Annotated in this window: 19 protein-coding genes; 4 read left to right on the top strand and 15 right to left on the bottom strand. The window is 61.7% G+C overall.

Annotation, left to right across the window (positions count from 1 at the left end; all coding sequences use genetic code 11):
* Positions 1 to 3 precede the first annotated feature (3 nt).
* Positions 4 to 753: an ABC transporter permease gene (locus tag L8U60_RS05915; RefSeq protein WP_269965447.1), complete on the top strand. Its 750-nt coding sequence runs from the start codon at positions 4 to 6 to the stop codon at positions 751 to 753.
* Positions 754 to 764: 11 nt separating this feature from the next.
* Positions 765 to 1562, top strand: coding sequence for a spermidine synthase (locus L8U60_RS05910; RefSeq protein WP_269965446.1), 798 nt, complete (start codon positions 765 to 767; stop codon positions 1560 to 1562).
* A 3-nt stretch (positions 1563 to 1565) separates the two neighbouring features.
* On the opposite strand, the gene L8U60_RS05905 is transcribed toward L8U60_RS05910, so the two are convergent.
* From L8U60_RS05905 to L8U60_RS05875, 7 genes are all read right to left on the bottom strand, one after another.
* Positions 1566 to 2633, bottom strand: coding sequence for a glycoside hydrolase family 25 protein (locus L8U60_RS05905; protein ID WP_269965445.1), 1068 nt, complete (start codon positions 2631 to 2633; stop codon positions 1566 to 1568).
* Between the two features lie 60 nt (positions 2634 to 2693).
* The gene (locus tag L8U60_RS05900) at positions 2694 to 3794 is read right to left on the bottom strand and encodes a cysteine desulfurase family protein (protein WP_420840158.1); all 1101 of its coding nucleotides are present in this window, start codon (positions 3792 to 3794) and stop codon (positions 2694 to 2696) included.
* Positions 3795 to 3834: 40 nt separating this feature from the next.
* Positions 3835 to 4788, bottom strand: coding sequence for an electron transfer flavoprotein subunit alpha/FixB family protein (locus tag L8U60_RS05895; protein ID WP_269965443.1), 954 nt, complete (start codon positions 4786 to 4788; stop codon positions 3835 to 3837).
* A 13-nt stretch (positions 4789 to 4801) separates the two neighbouring features.
* On the bottom strand, positions 4802 to 5587 hold the full coding sequence (locus tag L8U60_RS05890; protein ID WP_269965442.1) for an electron transfer flavoprotein subunit beta/FixA family protein: 786 nt from the start codon (positions 5585 to 5587) through the stop codon (positions 4802 to 4804).
* Positions 5588 to 5628: 41 nt separating this feature from the next.
* Positions 5629 to 6849, bottom strand: coding sequence for a THUMP-like domain-containing protein (locus L8U60_RS05885; RefSeq protein ID WP_269965441.1), 1221 nt, complete (start codon positions 6847 to 6849; stop codon positions 5629 to 5631).
* On the bottom strand, positions 6839 to 7666 hold the full coding sequence (locus L8U60_RS05880; protein WP_269965440.1) for an NUDIX hydrolase: 828 nt from the start codon (positions 7664 to 7666) through the stop codon (positions 6839 to 6841). Before L8U60_RS05880 ends, L8U60_RS05885 begins: the two co-directional genes overlap by 11 nt.
* Before the next feature lie 62 nt (positions 7667 to 7728).
* Positions 7729 to 8589: an ABC transporter ATP-binding protein gene (locus L8U60_RS05875; protein WP_269965439.1), complete on the bottom strand. Its 861-nt coding sequence runs from the start codon at positions 8587 to 8589 to the stop codon at positions 7729 to 7731.
* Positions 8590 to 8721: 132 nt separating this feature from the next.
* Here L8U60_RS05875 and L8U60_RS05870 point away from each other — a divergent pair, with 132 nt between their 5' ends.
* Entirely contained in the window at positions 8722 to 10740 is a 2019-nt protein-coding gene (locus L8U60_RS05870; RefSeq protein WP_269965438.1) for an alpha-1,4-glucan--maltose-1-phosphate maltosyltransferase, read from the top strand.
* Positions 10741 to 10781: 41 nt separating this feature from the next.
* Positions 10782 to 12974: a 1,4-alpha-glucan branching protein GlgB gene (gene glgB, locus L8U60_RS05865; protein ID WP_269965437.1), complete on the top strand. Its 2193-nt coding sequence runs from the start codon at positions 10782 to 10784 to the stop codon at positions 12972 to 12974.
* Between the two features lie 16 nt (positions 12975 to 12990).
* Here the strand turns inward: glgB and L8U60_RS05860 are convergent, their stop codons facing one another.
* The 8 genes from L8U60_RS05860 to L8U60_RS05825 form a co-directional block, all read right to left on the bottom strand.
* A complete protein-coding gene (locus L8U60_RS05860; protein WP_269965436.1) occupies positions 12991 to 13278 on the bottom strand; it encodes a hypothetical protein in 288 nt (95 codons plus the stop codon).
* A 5-nt stretch (positions 13279 to 13283) separates the two neighbouring features.
* Positions 13284 to 13976, bottom strand: a complete 693-nt coding sequence (nucS, locus tag L8U60_RS05855; protein WP_269965435.1) for an endonuclease NucS — start codon at positions 13974 to 13976, stop codon at positions 13284 to 13286.
* Between the two features lie 19 nt (positions 13977 to 13995).
* On the bottom strand, positions 13996 to 14454 hold the full coding sequence (locus L8U60_RS05850) for a DUF2550 domain-containing protein (protein WP_269965434.1): 459 nt from the start codon (positions 14452 to 14454) through the stop codon (positions 13996 to 13998).
* Positions 14455 to 14585: 131 nt separating this feature from the next.
* The gene (locus tag L8U60_RS05845; RefSeq protein WP_269965433.1) at positions 14586 to 14948 is read right to left on the bottom strand and encodes a F0F1 ATP synthase subunit epsilon; all 363 of its coding nucleotides are present in this window, start codon (positions 14946 to 14948) and stop codon (positions 14586 to 14588) included.
* A 9-nt stretch (positions 14949 to 14957) separates the two neighbouring features.
* On the bottom strand, positions 14958 to 16484 hold the full coding sequence (atpD, locus tag L8U60_RS05840; protein ID WP_269965432.1) for a F0F1 ATP synthase subunit beta: 1527 nt from the start codon (positions 16482 to 16484) through the stop codon (positions 14958 to 14960).
* 3 nt (positions 16485 to 16487) lie between these two features.
* The gene (locus L8U60_RS05835; RefSeq protein ID WP_269965431.1) at positions 16488 to 17462 is read right to left on the bottom strand and encodes a F0F1 ATP synthase subunit gamma; all 975 of its coding nucleotides are present in this window, start codon (positions 17460 to 17462) and stop codon (positions 16488 to 16490) included.
* A 74-nt stretch (positions 17463 to 17536) separates the two neighbouring features.
* Positions 17537 to 19216 carry a F0F1 ATP synthase subunit alpha gene (gene atpA, locus L8U60_RS05830; RefSeq protein WP_269965430.1) on the bottom strand — a complete coding sequence of 560 codons (1680 nt, stop codon included), beginning with the start codon at positions 19214 to 19216 and terminating at the stop codon, positions 17537 to 17539.
* Between the two features lie 9 nt (positions 19217 to 19225).
* Positions 19226 to 20065, bottom strand: a complete 840-nt coding sequence (locus tag L8U60_RS05825) for a F0F1 ATP synthase subunit delta (protein WP_269965429.1) — start codon at positions 20063 to 20065, stop codon at positions 19226 to 19228.
* Between the last annotated feature and the right edge of the window lie 4 nt (positions 20066 to 20069).

Below are 20069 nucleotides of genomic sequence, written 5' to 3'. Positions count from 1 at the left end.
AACATGAAGTTGCTGTGTAACGACCTTTTGAAATTCCGCAGGTCCCACATGTGGGCTGTACTTACTCTCGTTCCGCTCATCGCGGTAGCAATCGGGGCTGGAAACTACGCGGGTAACCAAGGGCAACTCGATGCCGGGTGGACCAGTTATCTCTCCCAGATCATGCTCTTCTACGGGATGATCTTCATGACAGCCGGTATCGCCATCATCGCCTCCGCTGCCTGGCGCGTCGAGCACCGCGGCCACAACTGGCATTCGCTGCTTACCTCCACCCGGTCGGCGGGCAGTTTGACCGCCTCCAAAATCGCCGCGATTACGATTGCGGTGGCAGCGATGCAGGCAGTGCTCGTTGTCTTGGCCATCGGCGTGGGTTTTGTCCTCGGCGTGCCCGGCACACCACCTGGCTCATTCGGTGTGGTCGCGCTTCTCTCATTACTGCCAGCTGCTGCGGTGTCTGCATGGCAGTCCTTGCTGTCGATGGTGATTCGCAATTTCACAGGTCCCATCGCCATCGCTCTGGTCGCCAGCATCTTCTCATTCGGCGTTCTCGCTTCAGGTGCGACCTTCGCCCGCTTCGTCTTGCCACCAGGGCTACTCACTGACACCCTATGGCTGGGCAGCAGTGCAGTCGCAGAAGCAGGGACAATCAACGAAGTAACAATAATCCAGGTCACAATCGCGTCCACCGTCCTGACGCTGGCCGGGTGGCTCGCCGCCACTGCTTATCTCCGAGCAACGGATGTGGATCTGTAGTCTCGGCAGGTATGGCCCAGAAAAGCGAAAACTTTGAGATTGACACCGGCCTCGCGGAGATCATCCACGAACCGGACGGGTCGATGCTGTTGCTCGTCAATGGTGTTCCCAGCTCGCACATCGTGCCGGGTGAGCCGGAGCGCCTCGATTTCGAATACATGCGCTGGATCGCCGCCGCGATCGAAGAAACCCGTGCATGGGAGAAGCCGCGCCTGACGCACCTGGGCGGCGCAGGGTGTTCGCTGCCACGCTACTTCGCGCATGTCTGGCCGCATTCGCGTAACACGGTCGTGGAATGGGACATGGATTTGGCGCAGCTCGCGCGGGAGAAATTCGATATTCCGCGCTCGCCGCTGGTGAAGATCCGCGTGGGCGATGCGCGCGAAGTCACCGACGGATTCGTTGAGTCTTCGCGCGACGTGATCATCCGCGATGTCTTCGAGTCAGCCACGACGCCAAAAAGCTTGACGACACTCCCCTTCTTCCGCCAGTGCCTCCGCTCCCTCTCCCCGAATGGTTTGTACGTGGCTAACTGCGGTTCGCACGGTGACCTGAAAGAAGCGCGCGAGGAGCTGGCGGGCATGGCGGAGGTCTTCCCGCACTTGGCGGTGATTGCTGATCCGCCGATGCTGAAGGGACGGCGCTACGGCAACATCATCTTGATTGGCTCCCGGGCCGAGATACGCGAAACCCCCGAGCTGACCCGGAGGTTGCTCGGGGGCGGAGTGCCCGCTCATTTCAACGGTGACAGGTGGGCACGCGATATGGCGGCTTCCGCGACGCCACGCGAGGACGCACCTGCGGGCTAGAAGCTACTTACCCTCGTTCTGCTTGTTGGCGTTGTCCAGGAGGATGAGCAGGTCGCCGACGGAGTATTCGTCGCCCACCATCATCTTGTTCAGGTCATCGATAGGCAGGGTGCCGTTTTCCACCTGGAGGCGGGCGGTGTCCGCGATGTTGTGGGCATCGCCAGCATCAAAGCCGAAGGTCTGGGCAGCGTTTTCTACCTGCTCCGGGGCGAGCACGCCGGAAGCCATGCCGAGAATGGCTGCGGCGAGAGCCGTGTTGGACTGCTCAAGGACACGCAAGGAGTCAGAGATACCGCCTTCGATCGGCTGGTCCTGCAGTGGCTCCAAAATGCCGCCGGTGGCGTTCAGATCACCAGCAAGGAAGCGTGCGAACTGGCCATGGTTGCCGTTAAACAGGTTCAAGTCCACCGGGGTGTTGATGCCGGCGACGCGGCCGGACTCAGAACGCTGCCAGATGTCTACCTTGTCCCAGCCACCAACCGGTGCCGGGGCGGTGTTCTGGTAGGCAGCCAGCCACAGTGGGTAGTCGGCGAACTCGCCGGTGTTGTTCATCTGCTCCAACCAGAAGTAGCGGTAGGTGTACAGAATCGGGCGGCGACCAGTCTGGTTCTCCACCTCCGTCAGGAAAGCGCGGGTCCACTCCGTGAGCTGCTCGGCGCTTAGGCCCTCGTCGACCTCCAGATCCAGCACCGGCGGCAAGGTCAGGCCCGGAACAGAGTTGTAGGCACGGGCAAGGTTCTGTGCCTGCGTGACCGGATCCTTTGCCGGGCGAGCGTAGTGGTAGGCACCCACTGCCATGCCGGAATCAATAGCGCCCTGTGCGAACTTGGCAAAAGCGTCATCCGTGTAATCCTGCCCCTCAGTCGCCTTGATGAAGGCGAACTTGTGGTTATCGTCGCGCACCTCATGCCACGCGATGGAATCCCCACCCGTGTCCTGGTGGTGGGAAACATCCACGCCATTAACCCAATCAGCGGGGCTATCAGCGTTCACATTACCGGCGGCAAAGATGCCACCAAGGGCGATTGCAGCGGAAGTGAGCAGGGCTGCGGGGCGCATAAAACGAGTCATGTTCTGCACCGTAGTTCACACAAGTCACACACGCCTCATGCGACACGCAGAATTTCTGGACTAGAGAGACCCCACGCTTCGTGCTTTTTCAATCACGTCAGGCAGGACTGTTATGAGGCGATCAACGTCCTCCTGCGTGGTGGTCCGTCCGAGCGTGAAACGCAATGCGCCATCCGCGTGATCCGCGGGCAGCCCCATCGCTTCAAGGACATGACTGCGCTGATTCACACCGTTGTTGCACGCGGAACCCGTGGATGCCTCGATGCCGTGGCTGTCCAAGAGCATGATCATCGCGTCCCCATTGGCCCCAGGGAAGACCAGGTGAGCATGGCCCGGCAAGACGTGGGGCGGCTGCTCCGCCCCAAGAACCGTGGCGTAAGCATCCGGGATGGAGTGGGTGGCGGCGACGATGAGATCATCGCGAAGCTTCGAGAGTCGCTTGTTTTCCGCATCCATCTCTGCCACCGCTTCTTCCAGTGCGGCGGCGGCGGCTGCTGCTGCGGCGACGTCCACGGTTCCCGGGCGCAGGCCACGCTGCTGTCCCCCGCCGGTGAGAACCGGGGAAGGTGCCGGCGAACGGCGCGCGAGCAAGATGCCCACGCCACGCGGACCGCCAAACTTGTGGGCGCTGGCGGCGAGTGTTGTTGCGCCAAGTGCATGGAAATCTACCGGCAAATGGCCCACCACCTGTACCGCATCCACGTGAACGGGTGAACCGGTGGCGGTGGCACGGGAAATAACGTCGGCGATGGGCTGGATCGCGCCCGTCTCATTATTGGCCCACATGCACGTGACAACGTCGGCGGGCTGATCGAGGGCGCATGTAAGCTGCACGAGTCCATCCGGCCCCGCCGGCAGCAGGTCAACTGCAGCGCCACGCTTTTCTAGGTCCGTGACAGTTTCACGCACCGCGGGATGCTCAAGTGGGGTAGACACGATGCGCGCGCCAGGAGTCCCGGCGAAACCGCGGATGGCCAAATTATCGGCCTCCGTGCCGGAGCCGGTGAAGATCACCTCGACAGGGTCCGCGCCCAGAATGCCCGCGATGGTTTCGCGGGCTTGGGCCAGCACGGCATTCGCCTCACGGCCGGAGCGGTACTGCCCGCCGGGGTTGAGAAAGTGGGCATGCTCCACCCATGTGTCAACCGCCACCTGACGCATGGGCGTGGTGGCGGCGTGATCGAAGTAGCTCACCACAGGTTTACTGCTTGCGCGCCTGCAGTGCCTTGATCAGTTCGGGCACGAACTCCTCGACATCAGCAACCACACCGATGTCGGAAATAGCAAAGATCGGCTCGTCACGGTCCTGGTTCACAGCGACGATGGTGCCGGATGTCTGCATACCGGAGGTGTGCTGGATCGCGCCCGAGATACCCAGTGCGATGTACAGGTCCGGGGACACGGTGGCACCGGTCTGCCCCACCTGGGTTTCCGGATCGGCGTAGCCCAGATCGACGATGTCACGGGTGGAACCAACAGCGGCACCGAGTTCGTCCGCAAGACCCTCAACATAGGTACGGAAGCCGTCTGCATCGCCGATACCGCGGCCACCAGAGACAACCGTGGCCGCCTGGGTGAGCTCCGGACGGTCAGCGCGCACCTTCGGGGTGAAGGACGTGACGCGGACATCACGAGTAGTGGCAGCCGGCAGTGGCATCGGGGCCACCTGGCCGGCAGCAGCTTCCGGCACTGCCTTCACGGAGCCTGGGCGCAGAGTGTAAATCGGGGTTGCGCCACCAGCGGCAGCGGTGGTCTTGTAAGCGCCACCGAAGATCTCATGCTGCGCAGTCTTATCCGCAGCGATACCCACGACATTCGTCAGCACACCAGCGCCCAAGCGGGCAGCCAGGCGGCCAGCGATCTCATTGCCCGTGGCGGTTGCTGCGATGACAATCGGCGCCGGGTTGGCAGCACCGAGGGCCTGCAACGCATCCACCTCAGGAGTGATCAGGCGCGAGTTGTAATCTTCGGCCGAAGCGTCGATCACCTGGGCGGCACCAAGCTCAGCCAAGGACGGCGCCAGCGCCGCAGCGTCCCCAGGGGAACCAACAACAACAGCGGACACCACGCCGAGCGGGCGTGCTGCGGTGATCAGTTCACCGGTGATGGGGCTCAAGGTCGAGCCCGTGTGTTCAACAAGTACGTAGACGTGCATGAATCAAGGCTCCTTAGATGAGGTTTCGTTCTGCCAGGCGCTCAACAACCTGGGCGGCAATGTCGGCGGCGGGGCCTTCCAGGACCTCGCCACCATCGCGGGCGGGGATCTCGGATGCGGCGGTGACGGACGTCGCAGCATGGGCCAGACCCACCTGTGCCGGATCCACGCCAATATCGCTCAGGCTCAGGCGTGTGATCTCGTGCTTCTTCGCAGCCATCATGCCCTTGAAGTTCGGGAAACGCGGCTTGTCCGCAAGCTCGGTCACCGTCACCAGGGCCGGCAGTGGCGCTTCCAGCTCCCACGTGCCGTGGTCATCCTCACGTGTCCCGGCGATCACATCACCGGTAAGACGCAGCCCATGCACCTGCGTTAGGGCCGGGATCTGGCGGTACTCAGCCAGCAGACCAGGCACAGCACCGGTCTCACCATCCGAGGACTGATTGCCGGCGATCACCAGAGCCACATCATCGAGAGTGTTCAACACATTGTGCAGGGCCCAAGCGGTGCCGATGGCGTCGCAGCCGGCCAGGGCGTCGTCGATAAGCGAAACTGCATCATCCGCGCCCATCGCGATGGCCTTGCGCAATGCTTCCTCGCAGCCTTCCGGCCCCATGGTCACAGCGACAACCTTGTAATCGCCAGCATCACGCAGACGTAGAGCAGCCTCAACGGCGTACTCGTTGATCTCATCGAGAACATTGTCGGCGCTCGCACGATCGAGCGTGTTGTCCGGCTCGAGCGTCTTCGCCGACCACGTGTCGGGCACGTTTTTCACCAACACAGCAATGGTGGGCATGGAAAAATCACCTTCCGTTGTGAATTTTGCAACGCCCAAGCCTAGCGCACGCGCGCATCGCAGATGAAGGCTGTGGCACTATCCCCCACCCGCGCGATGACAACAGCCATCGACCGGGAACCTTTGAGCTTCAATTTGCTGCGCAGCTGGTCAGGGTTCACATCAACACCGCGAACGAGGATCTCCAGCGCACCCGCGCCGTGCGCTTGCAGGGCGGGCCGCAGCTTCTTCAACGGCACCTCCTCGATGAATGGAAATCCGGAATAGCCTTGCGGTAACTCATCACCAGATAGATAAGCAATGTGCGGATCGAGCATGGTCAGCCCGTGGCGCGCGCCCCACTGCTGAACAAGGCCCGCGCGCACGATCGCGCCGTCTGGATCCACGATGAAGCTTTTTGGCTTATGGACGTCAACCGCACCCCCATCATCCGTCACCGTTTCCATGAAACCGTCCCGGATGACCACGGCCTCCCGGCGATGGTCCGCGAGGTCGGGCGTGTACAGGCACGCTTCCTTCACACCACCGTCCACACTCACGACGCTGACAAGGCCGTGCCACTCCGAGTAATCAATGCCCGGCGCACATTTGATAGCCAATGCCGCACCCGGGTAGGCGTCGATGAGATCCGGCAGCGGCGGGATGAGCTTGGCCGGGTCCGTGATGCGGCGCCCATCAGCCCGGCGCGCGGGATCCGCCACGATAACGCGACCGGGCCCGGAGCCGGAGCAGGCACGGATTCGCGGGCCGGAACTGCTAGCCGGTGTGGTCACGGGTGCCAGGGCATCGGCCTGGGCAACCCACGCCGTTCCGCTACCTCGCTTCCCCGTAACTACCCGCAAGTTGTGCTGTGCCATGAGCAGGCGCGTGTAGTCCAGGTCAGTCCCCAGGTAGTCCATCCCTGTCGCAGTGATCGCGGGGGCTTCCGTACCGATGGAACACGTGACGTCATGAACAAGGGACGCCCCGGCGCGTGCGATGCGTTCAGCACGGATCTGTGCGACAGCGTGCGGGGTGGCTTGCTGTGCGGAATCACTATCCGCCAGCCACTGGCTGCTTGCCTCTTCCCCGATCTTGGGGGCAAGCGTCTGGCGGGCTTGGATGAGTTCCATGACCGCGCGTGTGCGATCACCGAACTGGCCGTGCAGTTTCTTGTGGTCCGCGAGGGCGCTCTTCTTGGTCAGCTCCACCTTATCTGCAGCCGCAGTGATCTCCTCTGCGTGTGCGATGAGGAAGTGGACGTCTTCTGGGCTAAAGCTCAAATTGCTTGCCTATCCGGTTGACGGGGTTGGACTCGAACAGCTCGCGGTACCGCGGAATGTCTACTGGGTCGCCCACGACAGCTTCGATGGGCAGGCCCTTCACGTGCTCCATGATCTCAGCCACGCTGTTGAATTCGGAGATGTCATACAGCTGCGCCCACGTGGATGGGGCGAACCGGACGAGGCCTTGACGCCAGCCATCCAGCAACAGGGTCGGCGGGAACCAGTTCGCATCACTGGCCTCCCCCGTCGTCACATCCGGCTCTTGGCCTTCCGGCAGTTCGGCGATAAAGGTGAAGGTGTCGAACCAGACGCCTTTCTCGGACTTCCCCACCCAACGGCCGGACGGCTTGAGCAGCGAGGCGTCCACATCCAGGCCGGTTTCTTCCAGTAGCTCCGTAAACGAGAGCTCGTGGCTCTCCAGCCTCTTGCGAGCGTGGTGGAAGGGGCGGGCGTCGCGCAGGAGGGTCCCAGAGTCGTCCACGAGCAAGAGCGTGCCTGTCTCCTCGAAGAGTTCACGCACGGCAGCGAACATAAGCGCGTGGGCTTGGCGCGGCTTGACGTCGAGCTGCTTGGCAAGGTCGCTCACCGAACGGCCGGACCAGAGTTGTTTTGCCTCGTCCTTGTTCAGCGGGAAGTCACGGATATCCACGCCCCCGCCGGGAAAGACAGTCATGCCGGGGTAATTAGCCATGGTGAGAACGCGCTCCTGCATCCACACCTCAAGGCCTTGCACCCCATCGCGCACGAGGATCACCGTGGCCGAAAGACGGCCATAGTTGATGCCCTTCATGTCTTCTTCATCGCGCCGTGCCACAGGTCACCTCCTTTTCCTTCTTTTTACATCCTTGTGCTCCCCGTTTGATGATCTTCAGATCATCAAACGCGGTGCGCACCTCCCCGCGTTTCCCTCCGCGCGAAGAAGCGTCCGTCCTCCTTGGTGATCTTAATGGGCTGGTGGTATGCCTTGGTCAGGTTCTCACTGGTGAGCACATCGTCGATGAGCCCTTGCGCAACGACGGAGCCTTCGTCCAACAGCATGGCGTGGGTGAACCCGTATGGGATCTCTTCCACGTGGTGCGTGATCATCACGATGGCGGGTGCATCGGGATCGAGCGCGAGCTCACTGAGATATCCCACGAGATCCTCACGGCCACCAAGGTCCAGCCCTGCACCCGGCTCATCCATGATGAGCAGCTCCGGGTTCACCATGATGGCGCGGGCAATGAGTACGCGCTTCTTCTCGCCGTCGGACAGTGTTCCCCAGCGGCGCCCCAACAGGTGCAGCGCACCAACCTGTTCGAGCGAATCGTGGACTTGCTCCACGTCCACATCCTCGTATTCCTCGCGCCAGCGGCCAATCACCGCATAGCCGCCGGAGATGACCACGTCCTCCACGATCTCATCGGCTGGAACGCGATTCGCCAGGGACGTAGTGGTCATACCAATCACGGCACGCAGGTCACGCATATCGGTCTTGCCCAGCTGCTCCCCCAGAACAAAGGCTGTTCCCTCCGACGGGAATTCCTGTGCCGAAGCCATCCGGACCAGCGTGGTCTTGCCGGCACCGTTAGGGCCAATGATGACCCACCTTTCATCGAGCTCTACCTGCCAATCCACGGGGCCCACCAGTGTGCGCCCACCGCGGCGGAACTCCACCCCACGAAAATCGAGGAGGAGGTCAGGGTTCGTTGGAGCAAGATCAAAGTCATTCGTTGGTGCATCAGTCACGCCCACCATTGTGGCGCATTTTTTCTCCTTTCGGTGCCCCGACTCGGCGCGCCATCCTCCGCTAGGCTGGGAGCCGACTGTGCGCTGGTGTTCCCAACCAGTGGCACAACGGCAACACCGAACCGGACGAAGGTGACAACAATGGCGATTGGCCGACTTGGAATCGACGACGTGAGGCCCCGCACCACCGACGGTGCCCTGCCCACCAAAGCAGTGGTTGGGGAGGTTGTGCCGATCTCCGCGCTTATATGGCGCGAAGGACATGATGCGATTTCTGCCACAGTCGTGGTCACCTCCCCCAACGGACGCACGTTTAGCCTCCCCATGACCGCAGAGGATTGCCGTCCGGACTACTGCCACGCTGTGTTCACTCCGGACTCCCCCGGGCTGTGGCGCTTCCGGGTTGAGGCATGGTCTGATCCCATTGCCACCTGGCGCAATGCCGTGACCAAGAAGTCCGCCGCCGGCCAGACCGCGGCCGAGATGGACAATGACCTCATCCACGGTGCGGAGCTTCTCAACCGCGCCGCCAAGGACTCCCCGCACAGTGCGCTCCTGCGTTCCGCGGCCAAAGCCTTGGAGGCCGAGGCCCCACTGAGGGATCGTCTCGCGCCAGCGCTTGCTGACGATGTTGCGGCCGCCCTCGCCACCCACCCCCTGCGCGAGTTGGTGACGGAGGGACCGGAGTGTGAGGTGAACGTCGAAAGGCGAAAGGCTCTCTTTAGCTCCTGGTATGAGCTCTTCCCGCGCTCCACCGGTGGCTGGGACGAAAACGGCCACCCTGTCCACGGAACCTTTGCCACAACCATGGAAGCGCTGCCGCGCGTGGCTGCCATGGGCTTTGACACCGTGTACTTCCCTCCGATCCACCCTATTGGCACGCTCAACCGCAAAGGCCCGAACAACACTCTCGTGGCCGAGGAAGGCGATGTCGGCTCTCCGTGGGCCATTGGCTCTGCTGAAGGCGGGCACGATGCGATCCACCCCGAATTGGGGACGGAGAAGGACCTGCGCGCACTCATTGCCCGCGCCCAGGAACTGGGGCTGGAAGTCGCCCTCGACTTGGCACTGCAGGCCGCACCCGACCACCCGTGGGCGAAAACCCACCCGGAATTCTTCACCGTGCTCCCGGACGGCACCATCGCGTACGCTGAGAACCCGCCGAAGAAGTACCAGGACATCTACCCCATCAACTTTGATAACGCGCCGAAGAAGATCTACAAGGAGATCTACCGCGTGGTCATGCACTGGGTTGAGCTGGGCATTACCACTTTCCGCGTGGACAACCCACACACCAAGCCGGCGAATTTCTGGCACTGGCTCATTGCCAAGGTGCACAACACACACCCAGACGTGATTTTCCTTGCTGAAGCCTTCACTCGCCCGGCGCGTCTGTTGGGTCTGGCGAAGGCCGGTTTCTCGCAGTCCTACACCTACTTCCCGTGGAAGACCACGAAGAAGGAGCTGACGGGCTTTGCCCAGGACTGCGTGCGCCAGGCTGACATCAGCCGCCCGTCCTTCTGGGTGAACACGCCCGATATCCTTCATGCGTTTATTCAGACGGGTAACCGCTCAGCTTTTGCTATCCGCGCCACCCTGGCTGCAACGCTGAGTCCGCTGTGGGGCATGTACTCCGGCTTCGAGCTCTACGAGCACGAGCCAGTTGCCCCTGGCAGTGAGGAATACCTCGACTCGGAGAAGTACCAGCTGCGCCCGCGCGACTACCAAGGAGCACTGGAGCGCGGCGACTCGCTTGAGCCGTACATCACGCTGCTCAACCGCATCCGCCGCGCGCACCCGGCTTTCCAGCAGCTGCGCAATCTGACGTTCCACACCGTGGACAATGACCAGATCATCGCGTACTCCAAGTTTGACCCAGTCACGGGCGACAGCGTGCTCACCGTGGTCAACCTCGACCCGACCTACGCGCAAGAGGGAATGATCACCCTCAACATGGACGCCCTCGGCCTTGCGCCCGGCGCATCCTTCCCTGTGCACGACATGGTCAGTGGCGCCCAATACGAATGGAACATGCGCAACTACGTGAGGTTGAGCCCCGTGGACAACGTCGCGCACATCTTCCGTCTCCCGCGTATCGACGAACCCGCTCGCACCCGCCTCTCCTTCCGCAGCATCGCCGACGAGGACTACCGCCCGTAGGATGGGCCACCAGTAGCGCCTGAAAGGACATAACCCCCACCATGACCGACATCGACCCCGCACTGCTTATCCCTGAGGAAGACCGCCAGCGCCTGCTGCAATGCCAGCACCACGCGCCGCATGACTTCTATGGGTGGCACGCAACCCCCACTGGATCCGTTATCCGCACCCGCATCCTGGGTGCCACGCACGTGGAAGTGCTCATTCACAACCAGGGCTTGCCTATGACCCCCGTGGGGGATGACATCTGGGTCGTTGGGCTGGAGGACGAACTCACCCCTGACTACCGCTTCCAGGTGACGTACCCGGAGGGCGATCCGGTCATCATCGCGGACCCGTACCACTTCCTACCCACACTGACATCCTTTGACCTTCACCTCATTGGTGAAGGCCGCCACGAGCGTCTCTGGGAAGTTCTGGGTGCGAACCAGCACACCTACAACACGTCAATGGGTCAGGTCTCCGGCACCGCTTTCGCTGTGTGGGCGCCCAACGCCAAGGGCGTAGCCGTCGTCGGTGAGTTCTGCAATTGGAACCCCAACCAGTACCCCATGCGCACGCTGGGTGCTACCGGTGTGTGGGAAATCTTCATCCCGGGTATTGAGCCCGGGGCGGAATACAAATTTAAGGTGCAGGGGGCAGATGGCCGGGTCGTCGATAAGGCAGACCCCATGGCGAAGCGAACCAAGACCCCGCCGGAAACCGTCTCGGTCGTCGCTGAGCGAGACAACTACACCTGGTCGGACCACAAGTGGATGGCGGCGCGCCCTGGCATTGACGCCACCAACTCGCCGATGAGTATCTACGAAGTGCACGTCGGCTCCTGGCGCGTCGGCTACGGCTACCGTGAGCTTGCCGAAGAGCTCGTCCCGTACCTCGTTGAGCACGGCTACACGCATGTGGAATTCCTGCCCGTCGCCGAGCACCCCTTTGGCGGTTCCTGGGGCTACCAGGTCACCGGCTACTACGCTCCGACTGCGCGCTGGGGCTCACCGGAGGACTTCAAGTACCTCGTGGACACGCTCCACCAGGCCGGCATCGGCGTCATCGTCGACTGGGTGCCCGCCCACTTCCCCAAGGATGAATGGGCCCTTGCGCGTTTCGACGGCACGGCACTCTACGAACACCCCGACTGGCGCCGCGGCGAACAGAAGGACTGGGGCACCTACGTCTTCGACTTCGGCCGCAATGAGGTGCGCAACTTCCTCGTGGCTAATGCTCTGTACTGGCTCGAGGAGTACCACTTGGACGGCCTGCGCGTGGACGCAGTGGCCTCCATGCTCTACCTCGACTACTCGCGCGAACCTGGCGAGTGGCTGCCCAACCAGTTCGGCGGGCGCGAAAACCTGGATGCCGTGCAATTCCTCCAAGAATTCAATGCCACCGTGCACCGCGAGCACCCGGGCATTGTGACCATCGCCGAGGAATCCACCGCATGGCCGGGAGTGACCGCACTGACGTCTGCTGACGGCCTCGGTTTCTCCCTCAAGTGGAATATGGGCTGGATGAATGACACCCTGCAGTACTTCTCCGAAGACCCAGTCCACCGCTCCTACCACCACAACGAGATCACCTTCTCGCTGGTCTACGCCTTCTCTGAGAAGTACGTGCTGCCGTTTAGCCACGACGAGGTCGTGCACGGCAAGGGCTCACTGTGGTCCCGCATGCCCGGTGACGCGTGGAACAAGGCCGCCGGTGTGCGCACCCTCTTCGCGTACATGTTCTCCCACCCGGGCAAGCAGCTCATGTTCATGGGATGTGAATTCGGTCAGACCACCGAGTGGGCTGAGGCCGGCTCCATCAACTGGGACAACCTTGAGGGCTGGGACAGCGAATACCACCACGGCATCCGCACCCTCGTGCGCGATCTCAACCACTTCTACCGGGACACCCCTGCGCTCTACAGCCAGGACAACACCCCGATGGGCTTCCAGTGGATCAAGGGGGATGATTCGCAGAACAACCTCCTCGCCTACATCCGCTGGGGTACTGACGGGACCCCGCTGCTGACGGTGATCAACCTGTCCGGGACCTCCCAGACGGACTACCGCCTAGGCCTGCCTCGTGCCGGTGAGTGGGAGCTCGTGCTCAACACCGATGACTCGCGCTACCAGGGTGCCGGCAACCAGCTGGCAGGTGTTGTGGGTACGGAGGACACCCCGTGGGATAGCTTCGAGCAGTCCGCGGTGTTCCACATCCCGGCGATGAGCGTGCAGTACTACCGCCTGCGCTAAGGACCGCGGCGTTTCTTTAACGCGAGGCCCAGCAGTGGCGATGCCAATGGCGGCGGTCATCAGCCCGCCCACCCGTATCCCGGGGCCATGCCACGATGTGCGCGACACCAGGTGGAATGTTCTGGTTACAGCGTGGGCAGATGTAGAACTTCGTGGCAGAGGCTGAGCCCATCTGACGCACGAGGTACATTTCGCCGTTTGCCCAGCTCGGCCCCTCTTCTTCCCGGGTGCCCCAGTACGCACTGCCATCGCGTGGCAGCTGACGCGGTGCTCTACCGGTGGCCCGGCGGTTTCGGCGTGGCATGACGGTTAGAAGAGGCGGAGTTCGTTGGACTCGATACCACGGAGTTCGTCGTAATCAAGCGTGATGCACTCAATGCCGCGGTCCTCCGCCAAGGTGCGGGCTTGTGGCTTGATTTCCTGTGCCGCAAAAACGCCGCGCACCGGCCGCAGCAGTGCGTCACGGTTCAACATCTCCACGTAGCGGGTGAGCTGTTCCACGCCGTCAATCCCACCGCGGCGCTTCACTTCAACGGCCACAGCAGCGCCGTTCTCATCGCGCGCCATGATGTCCACCGGGCCCAAAGGAGTGGGATATTCGCGGCGGACGAGGGTGAAGCCGTCCCCCAGCGTCTCAATATGATCCGCGAGCAGCTCCTGGAGGTGCGCTTCCACGCCGTCCTTGATCAGGCCAGGATCCTCGCCGAGTTCGTAGGTCACGTCCGCGTGAATCTCCTCAATGGTCACGCGCAGCTGCTCTCCCTTCGGGTTCTCCACGACCCAGAGAGCAGCACCAGTTTCCTCCCCGTCCACATCCACGATGGGTTCTTCCGTTATCGTGCACGGCGGAGTCATCCAGTTCAAAGGCTTATAGGCGCGATCATCCGCATGCACAGACAACGAGCCATCGGCTTTCACCATGATCAGACGGTCCGCGAGTGGCAGGTGGGCATCAAGCCGACCAACATAATCCACTGAGCACCGGGCGATAACAAGACGCATGGCCCCTACCCTAGCCGGGCTACAGGTTCGTGCGGAAAGCGCGGTGCCGCAAAACGTTCATGTCCGAGCGCACTTGACGACGATCCGGTGCGGACTCCAGCCACGACACCAACGCCATCGCCGTCAGCCGATCACAGCCAAACTCGAACTCACGACCGTCCCCAGAAAACACAATGACCACCTCAACCTCGGGCATAAACTCCCGCTCGGTCTCGGTGGCCTCTCGCCTACCAGTAACGGTAATGGAATGGCGGCTCAGCACTACGTCAGCGCCAAAGGACAGCGAACGTAGCATGTAAAAGCTCATCCTGGAACCGCTGTAACGCACAATGCCATGGCGCCAACCATGAATGCTCTCTGCCGGCAACGCACGCATCAACGCCTGGGTGCCGGACTTACGTACTGCAAAAAACCGCCACACGCCCGCCGCGACAAACACCGCCGCAACAAGGCCAAGAGCGATCCAGAGCACGTTCATAACCACATAGTGTACCCAGCTTCACAGCAACGTTTGAACAGCCAAAAGTTGGGGATTTGGCGTCAATAAGCAAAAAGCAAAACCCCCGCCATTCCGCATGGGAACAACGGGGGCTAGAAAATGCCGGAGAACTAGGCGCTGCCCTTACGACGCAGGGCCGCCTGCTCAGCCTCGTGGCGAGCCTTCGCAGTCGGATCATTCTCATCGAACGCTTCGTTAGCATTCACCTCATCGGCGAAGATAGCAAAGTCCGCGAGAATGGTGACCTTGTTGCCCGTCACAGAGACGAACCCGCCCTGAACAGCAGCGACAATCTTGTCGCCGCTGATCGGGGTGATGGTCACGACACCGTTATCCTTGAGCTGGCCCAAGAACGGCTCGTGACCAGGCAGCACGCCGATCTCACCTTCGGTGGTTTGAGCGGTGACGATGGACGCCTCGCCCTTCCACAGCATGCGGTCAACCGATACCAGTTGCGCGGTGATTTCAGCCATGAGCTACTCCTACTTCTCTTGCAGCTTCTTGTATGCAGCTTCGACGTCGTCCAGACCGCCGAGGTTGCTGAAGGCCTGCTCCGGGTAGTGGTCAAACTCACCGGTAGCGAGCTTGTCGAAGGCGTCAATGGTCTCCTCGAGCGGAACGTAAGAACCTTCGTCACCGGTGAACTTCTTAGCCACGAAGAAGTTCTGGCCGAGGAAGCGCTGGATCTTACGAGCACGCATAACGGTGATCTTGTCGTCCTCAGAGAGCTCGTCCATACCCAGGATGGCGATGATGTCCTGCAGCTCCTTGTTCTTCTGCAGAATGTTGATCACCTTCTGAGCAACCTCGTAGTGGCGCTCGCCGACGATACCCGGCTCCAGAATACGGGAGGTCGAGGTCAGCGGGTCCACAGCTGGGTAAATACCCTTCGAGGCGATGGAACGAGAAAGCTCGGTGGTTGCATCCAGGTGAGCGAACGTGGTCGCCGGAGCCGGGTCGGTGTAGTCATCTGCCGGCACGTAAACGGCCTGCAGGGACGTAATCGAACGGCCCTTGGTCGAGGTAATGCGCTCCTGGAGAACACCCATCTCATCAGCCAGGGTCGGCTGGTAACCCACGGCGGACGGCATACGGCCGAGCAGCGTGGACACCTCCGAACCTGCCTGGGTGAAACGGAAGATGTTGTCGATGAACAGCAGCACGTCCTGGTTCTGGACATCGCGGAAGTACTCCGCCATGGTCAGGCCGGACAGGGCCACGCGCATACGGACCCCTGGCGGCTCATCCATCTGACCGAAGACAAGGGCGGTATCCGGAAGGACGCCCATGTCATCCATCTCCAGGAAGAGGTCCGTACCCTCACGCGTACGCTCACCGACGCCGGCGAAGACCGACGTACCGGAGAACTCGCGAGCAATACGGGTAATCATCTCCTGGATGAGAACGGTCTTACCCACACCTGCACCGCCGAAGAGGCCGATCTTGCCGCCCTTCACGTACGGGGTGAGAAGGTCAATGACCTTAATACCGGTCTCGAGAATCTCGGTCTTACCCTCAAGATCCTTGAAGGCCGGCGGCTCGCGGTGGATACCCCAACGCTCGCCGTCCTTGCCCACAGACGGATCATCAAGGCAGTCGCCGAGTGCGTTGAACACGTGGCCCTTGACCTGGTCGCCGACCGGCACCGAGATCGGGTTACCGGTGTCAACAACCTTGGCACCGCGGACGAGGCCGTCGGTCGGGGCCATGGCGATGGTGCGCACGAGGCCGTCGCTCAGGAACTGAGCAACCTCGAGCGTCACGGTCTTTGCAACTGCTTCGAGCTCGACCTCGACGTGCAGCGCATTGTAGAGTTCCGGCAGTTCGCCGCGCGGGAATTCCACGTCGACGACTGCGCCGATGACGCGAACGACACGGCCGTTGTCCGAACCCTGCGGCTTCTGGCCTTCGCCAGCACCGGTGTTCGCGACGGTACCGGAGGCTGCGACGTTGTCCTCAGCCCCGGTCGGCTCGTCGTTACGCTCATCAAAAGATTGAGCTGTAGTCATGATTTAGTCACTTTCTCCGCTACCGGACAACGCGCCAGCGCCGCCGATAATCTCGGTGATTTCCTGGGTGATTTTTGCCTGACGCAACTGGTTGGCTTCACGGGACAGTTCGCCAGCCAGCTCGGTGGCGTTGTCCGTTGCGTTCTTCATGGCCGTACGGCGCGATGCAGACTCCGCTGCGGACGCTTCCAAGAAGATCGAGTAGAGCGACCTGGAAACGTACGCGGGAAGCAGCTGCTCCATCAGGGTCTCTGCATCCGGCTCAAAGTCCATGTCCGGCTGCACATTGCCCGAAGTGGTGAGCAGATCTTCCTGCTCGAACTCCACGTCTTCAAAGACGGGCTCGATCGGAAGCAGCTGGTGGACAGTGGCCTCCTGCGAAAGCATGGACACGAACTTCGTGTACACAACATGCACCTGGTCAAAACCGATAACCGGCTGCCCCTGCGGCGCACGCAGGCCTTCACGCCAATCCGCTTCGCCTTCGGAGCTTGCCTGGAAGCCCTGGATCATGTGGTGACGCACATTATGCGTCGCTTCCCACGACGGATCCTGGGACCACCCAGTCCACGCACCCGCGATCTCCTGATCACGGAAGTCGTAGTGGGTGACGCCCTTGCCACCGGTGACGTAGCGGACTACGTCATACCCGGACTCCTCGAGCATCTTCTCGAGCTCAGCAGCCTTCTTGAGAACGTTGTGGTTGTAGCCACCAGCCATGCCGCGGTCAGACGTGACCACGAGCACTGCGGCGACCTTGCCGTTCTCACGCTCATGGAGCATCGGGTGGTCCAGGGATGTTGCAGCGGCAAGCCGCTCCATGACGTCCTGCATCTCGTTGGCGTACGGCTGTGCCGCAGCAACGCGCTGCTGGGCCTTGGTGATGCGCGAAGTAGCGATCAGCTCCTGGGCCTTGGTGATCTTCTTCGTTGAGTTGACTGACCGGATTCGGTCACGCAATTCGCGAAGTGTTGCCATGGTGTGTGCTCCTCCCTTCTCTTAGTCGTTTCTTTTCAAAGTGTGAACTTCCGCGTTAACCGGCGTGTATCCGATTAAGCGCGCTTCTGCGACTTGCGAGGGATGGTGAGCTGGTTCTTGGACACCTCATCGGAATCCAAAGCATCAGCTTCCGGCTCACGCACGATGTGCTCGTCGTCGGAGGTCTGGAAGGAGGATGCGAAGCGCTCGTTGGCACGGCGCAGGGTCTCCTGGGACTCGTCGGAAAGCGCTGCACCACCGTCGATCTGCGCGTAGACCTCAGGGGCCTCAGCGCGGATGAACTCGTGGAGCTCTGCCTCGTAACGGCGAACGTCAGCGACGGGAACGGAGTCGAAGACACCCTCGTTAGCGAGGAAGATGGAGATGATCTGGAACTCCACCGGCTGCGGCGAGTTCTCAGACTGCTTCAGCAGCTCGACGAGGCGCTGACCACGCTCAAGCTGACGCTTCGACGCATCATCCAGGTCAGACGCGAACGCTGCGAAGGACTCGAGGTCGCGGTATGCGGCCAGATCCAGACGCAGGTTACCTGCAACCTTCTTCATACCCTTAGTCTGCGCTGCACCACCGACACGGGACACGGAGATACCCACGTCAATAGCCGGGCGGACACCCTGGTTGAAGAGGTCGGACTGGAGGAAGCACTGACCGTCCGTAATCGAGATGACGTTGGTCGGAATGAAGGCACCGACGTCGTTCGCCTTGGTCTCAATGATCGGAAGTGCGGTCAGGGAACCTGCCCCCAACTCGTCGTTCAGCTTCGCTGCACGCTCCAGCAGACGGGAGTGCAGGTAGAAGACGTCACCCGGGTACGCCTCGCGGCCCGGCGGACGACGCAGCAGCAGGGAGATGGCACGGTATGCCTCAGCCTGCTTGGTCAGATCATCGTAGATAACCAGGACGTGGTTGCCCTGGTACATCCAGTGCTGGCCCAGAGCTGCACCGGCGAACGGTGCGAGCCACTTGAAGCCTGCAGAGTCGGAGGCCGGAGCAGCCACGATGGTGGTGTACTCCAGGGCACCGTTCTCCTCGAGGGTGCGACGCACACCTGCGATGGTGGAGCCCTTCTGGCCGATGGCGACGTAAATACAACGGACCTGCTTGGTCTTGTCGCCGGTCTCCCAGAAAGCCTTCTGGTTAAGGATGGTGTCAATGCAGACCGCGGTCTTACCGGTCTTACGGTCACCAATGATCAGCTGGCGCTGGCCACGGCCGATCGGGGTCATCGCGTCAATAGCCTTGATGCCCGTCTGCATCGGCTCCTCGACCGGCTGGCGGTCGAGAACGCCGGCAGCTTGAAGCTCGAGCACGCGCTCTTCTTCAGACTCGATCGGGCCCAGGCCGTCAATCGGCTGACCCAGTGGGTTGATCACGCGGCCGAGGAAGTTATCCCCGACCGGGATGGACAGGACCTCGCCGGTCCTAACAACTTTGTCGCCCTCGGAAATCGTCTCAAAATTACCCAGGACCACGACACCAATGGAGTCGGTCTCAAGGTTCTGAGCGACGCCGATGACGCCATTCGGGAACTCAAGCAGCTCGTTGGTCATGCAGCCCGGCAGCCCGGAAACCTGGGCAATACCATCTGCAGCCGACGTCACCGCGCCGACCTCCTCACGGGAGGCCTCCGCGGAGTAGCTCGAGGTGTAGTTCGCTATCGCGCTACGGATCTCATCGGAGGAGATCGTCAGCTCCGCCATGTTCTTCCTGCTCTCGGTAGATTCTTCCAGCATATTTTTGTTCTAGTAAGCCGTGTTGGCAGCCATGTCGGCACGCAGGCGGGCAAGCTTGCCACGCGTGGAGCCGTCAATCTGCTCGTCGCCAACGCGGATGGTCACACCGCCGAGGAGGCTGGGGTCAACCTCAGTGTGGATAGCCATCTCGCGGCCGTAAATCTTGCCTAGCTTTTCTGCCAATGCGTCGCGCTGAGAAGCGGAAAGCTCGGTTGCGGAGGTGACCTCTGCAACGGTCTTGCCGGTCAACTCGGCCGATTCGCGGGAGATGCCCGCAATATCGTCGACCGGGTTCTTCTCGGGACGACCCACCACCTGGAGTGCCAGGGCTTCGGTGTACATAGTCACCTTGCCGTAGAGCACGTTGGCCAGAAGGGATCGCTTCTGGTCTGCGGTGGCAGTGCGGTCGGACAGCAGCTGGGTGAGTTCGCTTTCGCGCTCGAGGAGGCGGGAAAGTGCGAAGAGTTCCTCTTCGACAGTTTCCAACTTGCCTTCGCTCTCTGCGCCGCGCAGAAGTGCGCGACGGCCCAGGTGGACGAGTCCTGCACGGAACTCGCGCGGCGTGGACCAGACCTGTGCTGCTGCCTCACGCAGGATGTTCAAGGTCGGCTCGGCAACCTTGTTGCCGAAGACCTCGCTGATAATCCCGGTGCGCTGCTCTTCCTTGAGGGAAGCATCAGCAACGGCAACGCGCAGAGTGCGGTCCTTCTCAAGCTGGTCCACAACAAGGAACAGCTCGGTGCCGGTCTGGGCTGCTACGGAAACGGTGTCAGCGCTGTCGGTGTCACGAATGAACGCGTCCAGTTTCTGCGCAACATTCGACAGTGCTTCGCGGCTCGCTGCTCTCATCGAC

The sequence above is a fragment of the Corynebacterium meitnerae genome (assembly GCF_027570075.1).
Taxonomy (GTDB): domain Bacteria; phylum Actinomycetota; class Actinomycetes; order Mycobacteriales; family Mycobacteriaceae; genus Corynebacterium; species Corynebacterium meitnerae.
The sequence above is the reverse complement of the archived record's forward strand: the minus strand, read 5'-3'. Positions and strand labels throughout refer to the sequence as shown.

Coding starts and splice junctions, on each gene's coding strand:
- L8U60_RS05915 (WP_269965447.1), top strand. CDS start 4: ATGAAGTTGCTGTGTAACGACCTTTTGAAATTCCGCAGGTCCCACATG.
- L8U60_RS05910 (WP_269965446.1), top strand. CDS start 765: ATGGCCCAGAAAAGCGAAAACTTTGAGATTGACACCGGCCTCGCGGAG.
- L8U60_RS05905 (WP_269965445.1), bottom strand. CDS start 2,633: ATGACTCGTTTTATGCGCCCCGCAGCCCTGCTCACTTCCGCTGCAATC.
- L8U60_RS05900 (WP_420840158.1), bottom strand. CDS start 3,794: ATGCGTCAGGTGGCGGTTGACACATGGGTGGAGCATGCCCACTTTCTC.
- L8U60_RS05895 (WP_269965443.1), bottom strand. CDS start 4,788: ATGCACGTCTACGTACTTGTTGAACACACGGGCTCGACCTTGAGCCCC.
- L8U60_RS05890 (WP_269965442.1), bottom strand. CDS start 5,587: ATGCCCACCATTGCTGTGTTGGTGAAAAACGTGCCCGACACGTGGTCG.
- L8U60_RS05875 (WP_269965439.1), bottom strand. CDS start 8,589: ATGGTGGGCGTGACTGATGCACCAACGAATGACTTTGATCTTGCTCCA.
- L8U60_RS05870 (WP_269965438.1), top strand. CDS start 8,722: ATGGCGATTGGCCGACTTGGAATCGACGACGTGAGGCCCCGCACCACC.
- glgB (WP_269965437.1), top strand. CDS start 10,782: ATGACCGACATCGACCCCGCACTGCTTATCCCTGAGGAAGACCGCCAG.
- L8U60_RS05860 (WP_269965436.1), bottom strand. CDS start 13,278: ATGCCACGCCGAAACCGCCGGGCCACCGGTAGAGCACCGCGTCAGCTG.
- nucS (WP_269965435.1), bottom strand. CDS start 13,976: ATGCGTCTTGTTATCGCCCGGTGCTCAGTGGATTATGTTGGTCGGCTT.
- L8U60_RS05850 (WP_269965434.1), bottom strand. CDS start 14,454: ATGAACGTGCTCTGGATCGCTCTTGGCCTTGTTGCGGCGGTGTTTGTC.
- L8U60_RS05845 (WP_269965433.1), bottom strand. CDS start 14,948: ATGGCTGAAATCACCGCGCAACTGGTATCGGTTGACCGCATGCTGTGG.
- atpD (WP_269965432.1), bottom strand. CDS start 16,484: ATGACTACAGCTCAATCTTTTGATGAGCGTAACGACGAGCCGACCGGG.
- L8U60_RS05835 (WP_269965431.1), bottom strand. CDS start 17,462: ATGGCAACACTTCGCGAATTGCGTGACCGAATCCGGTCAGTCAACTCA.
- atpA (WP_269965430.1), bottom strand. CDS start 19,216: ATGCTGGAAGAATCTACCGAGAGCAGGAAGAACATGGCGGAGCTGACG.
- L8U60_RS05825 (WP_269965429.1), bottom strand. CDS start 20,065: ATGAGAGCAGCGAGCCGCGAAGCACTGTCGAATGTTGCGCAGAAACTG.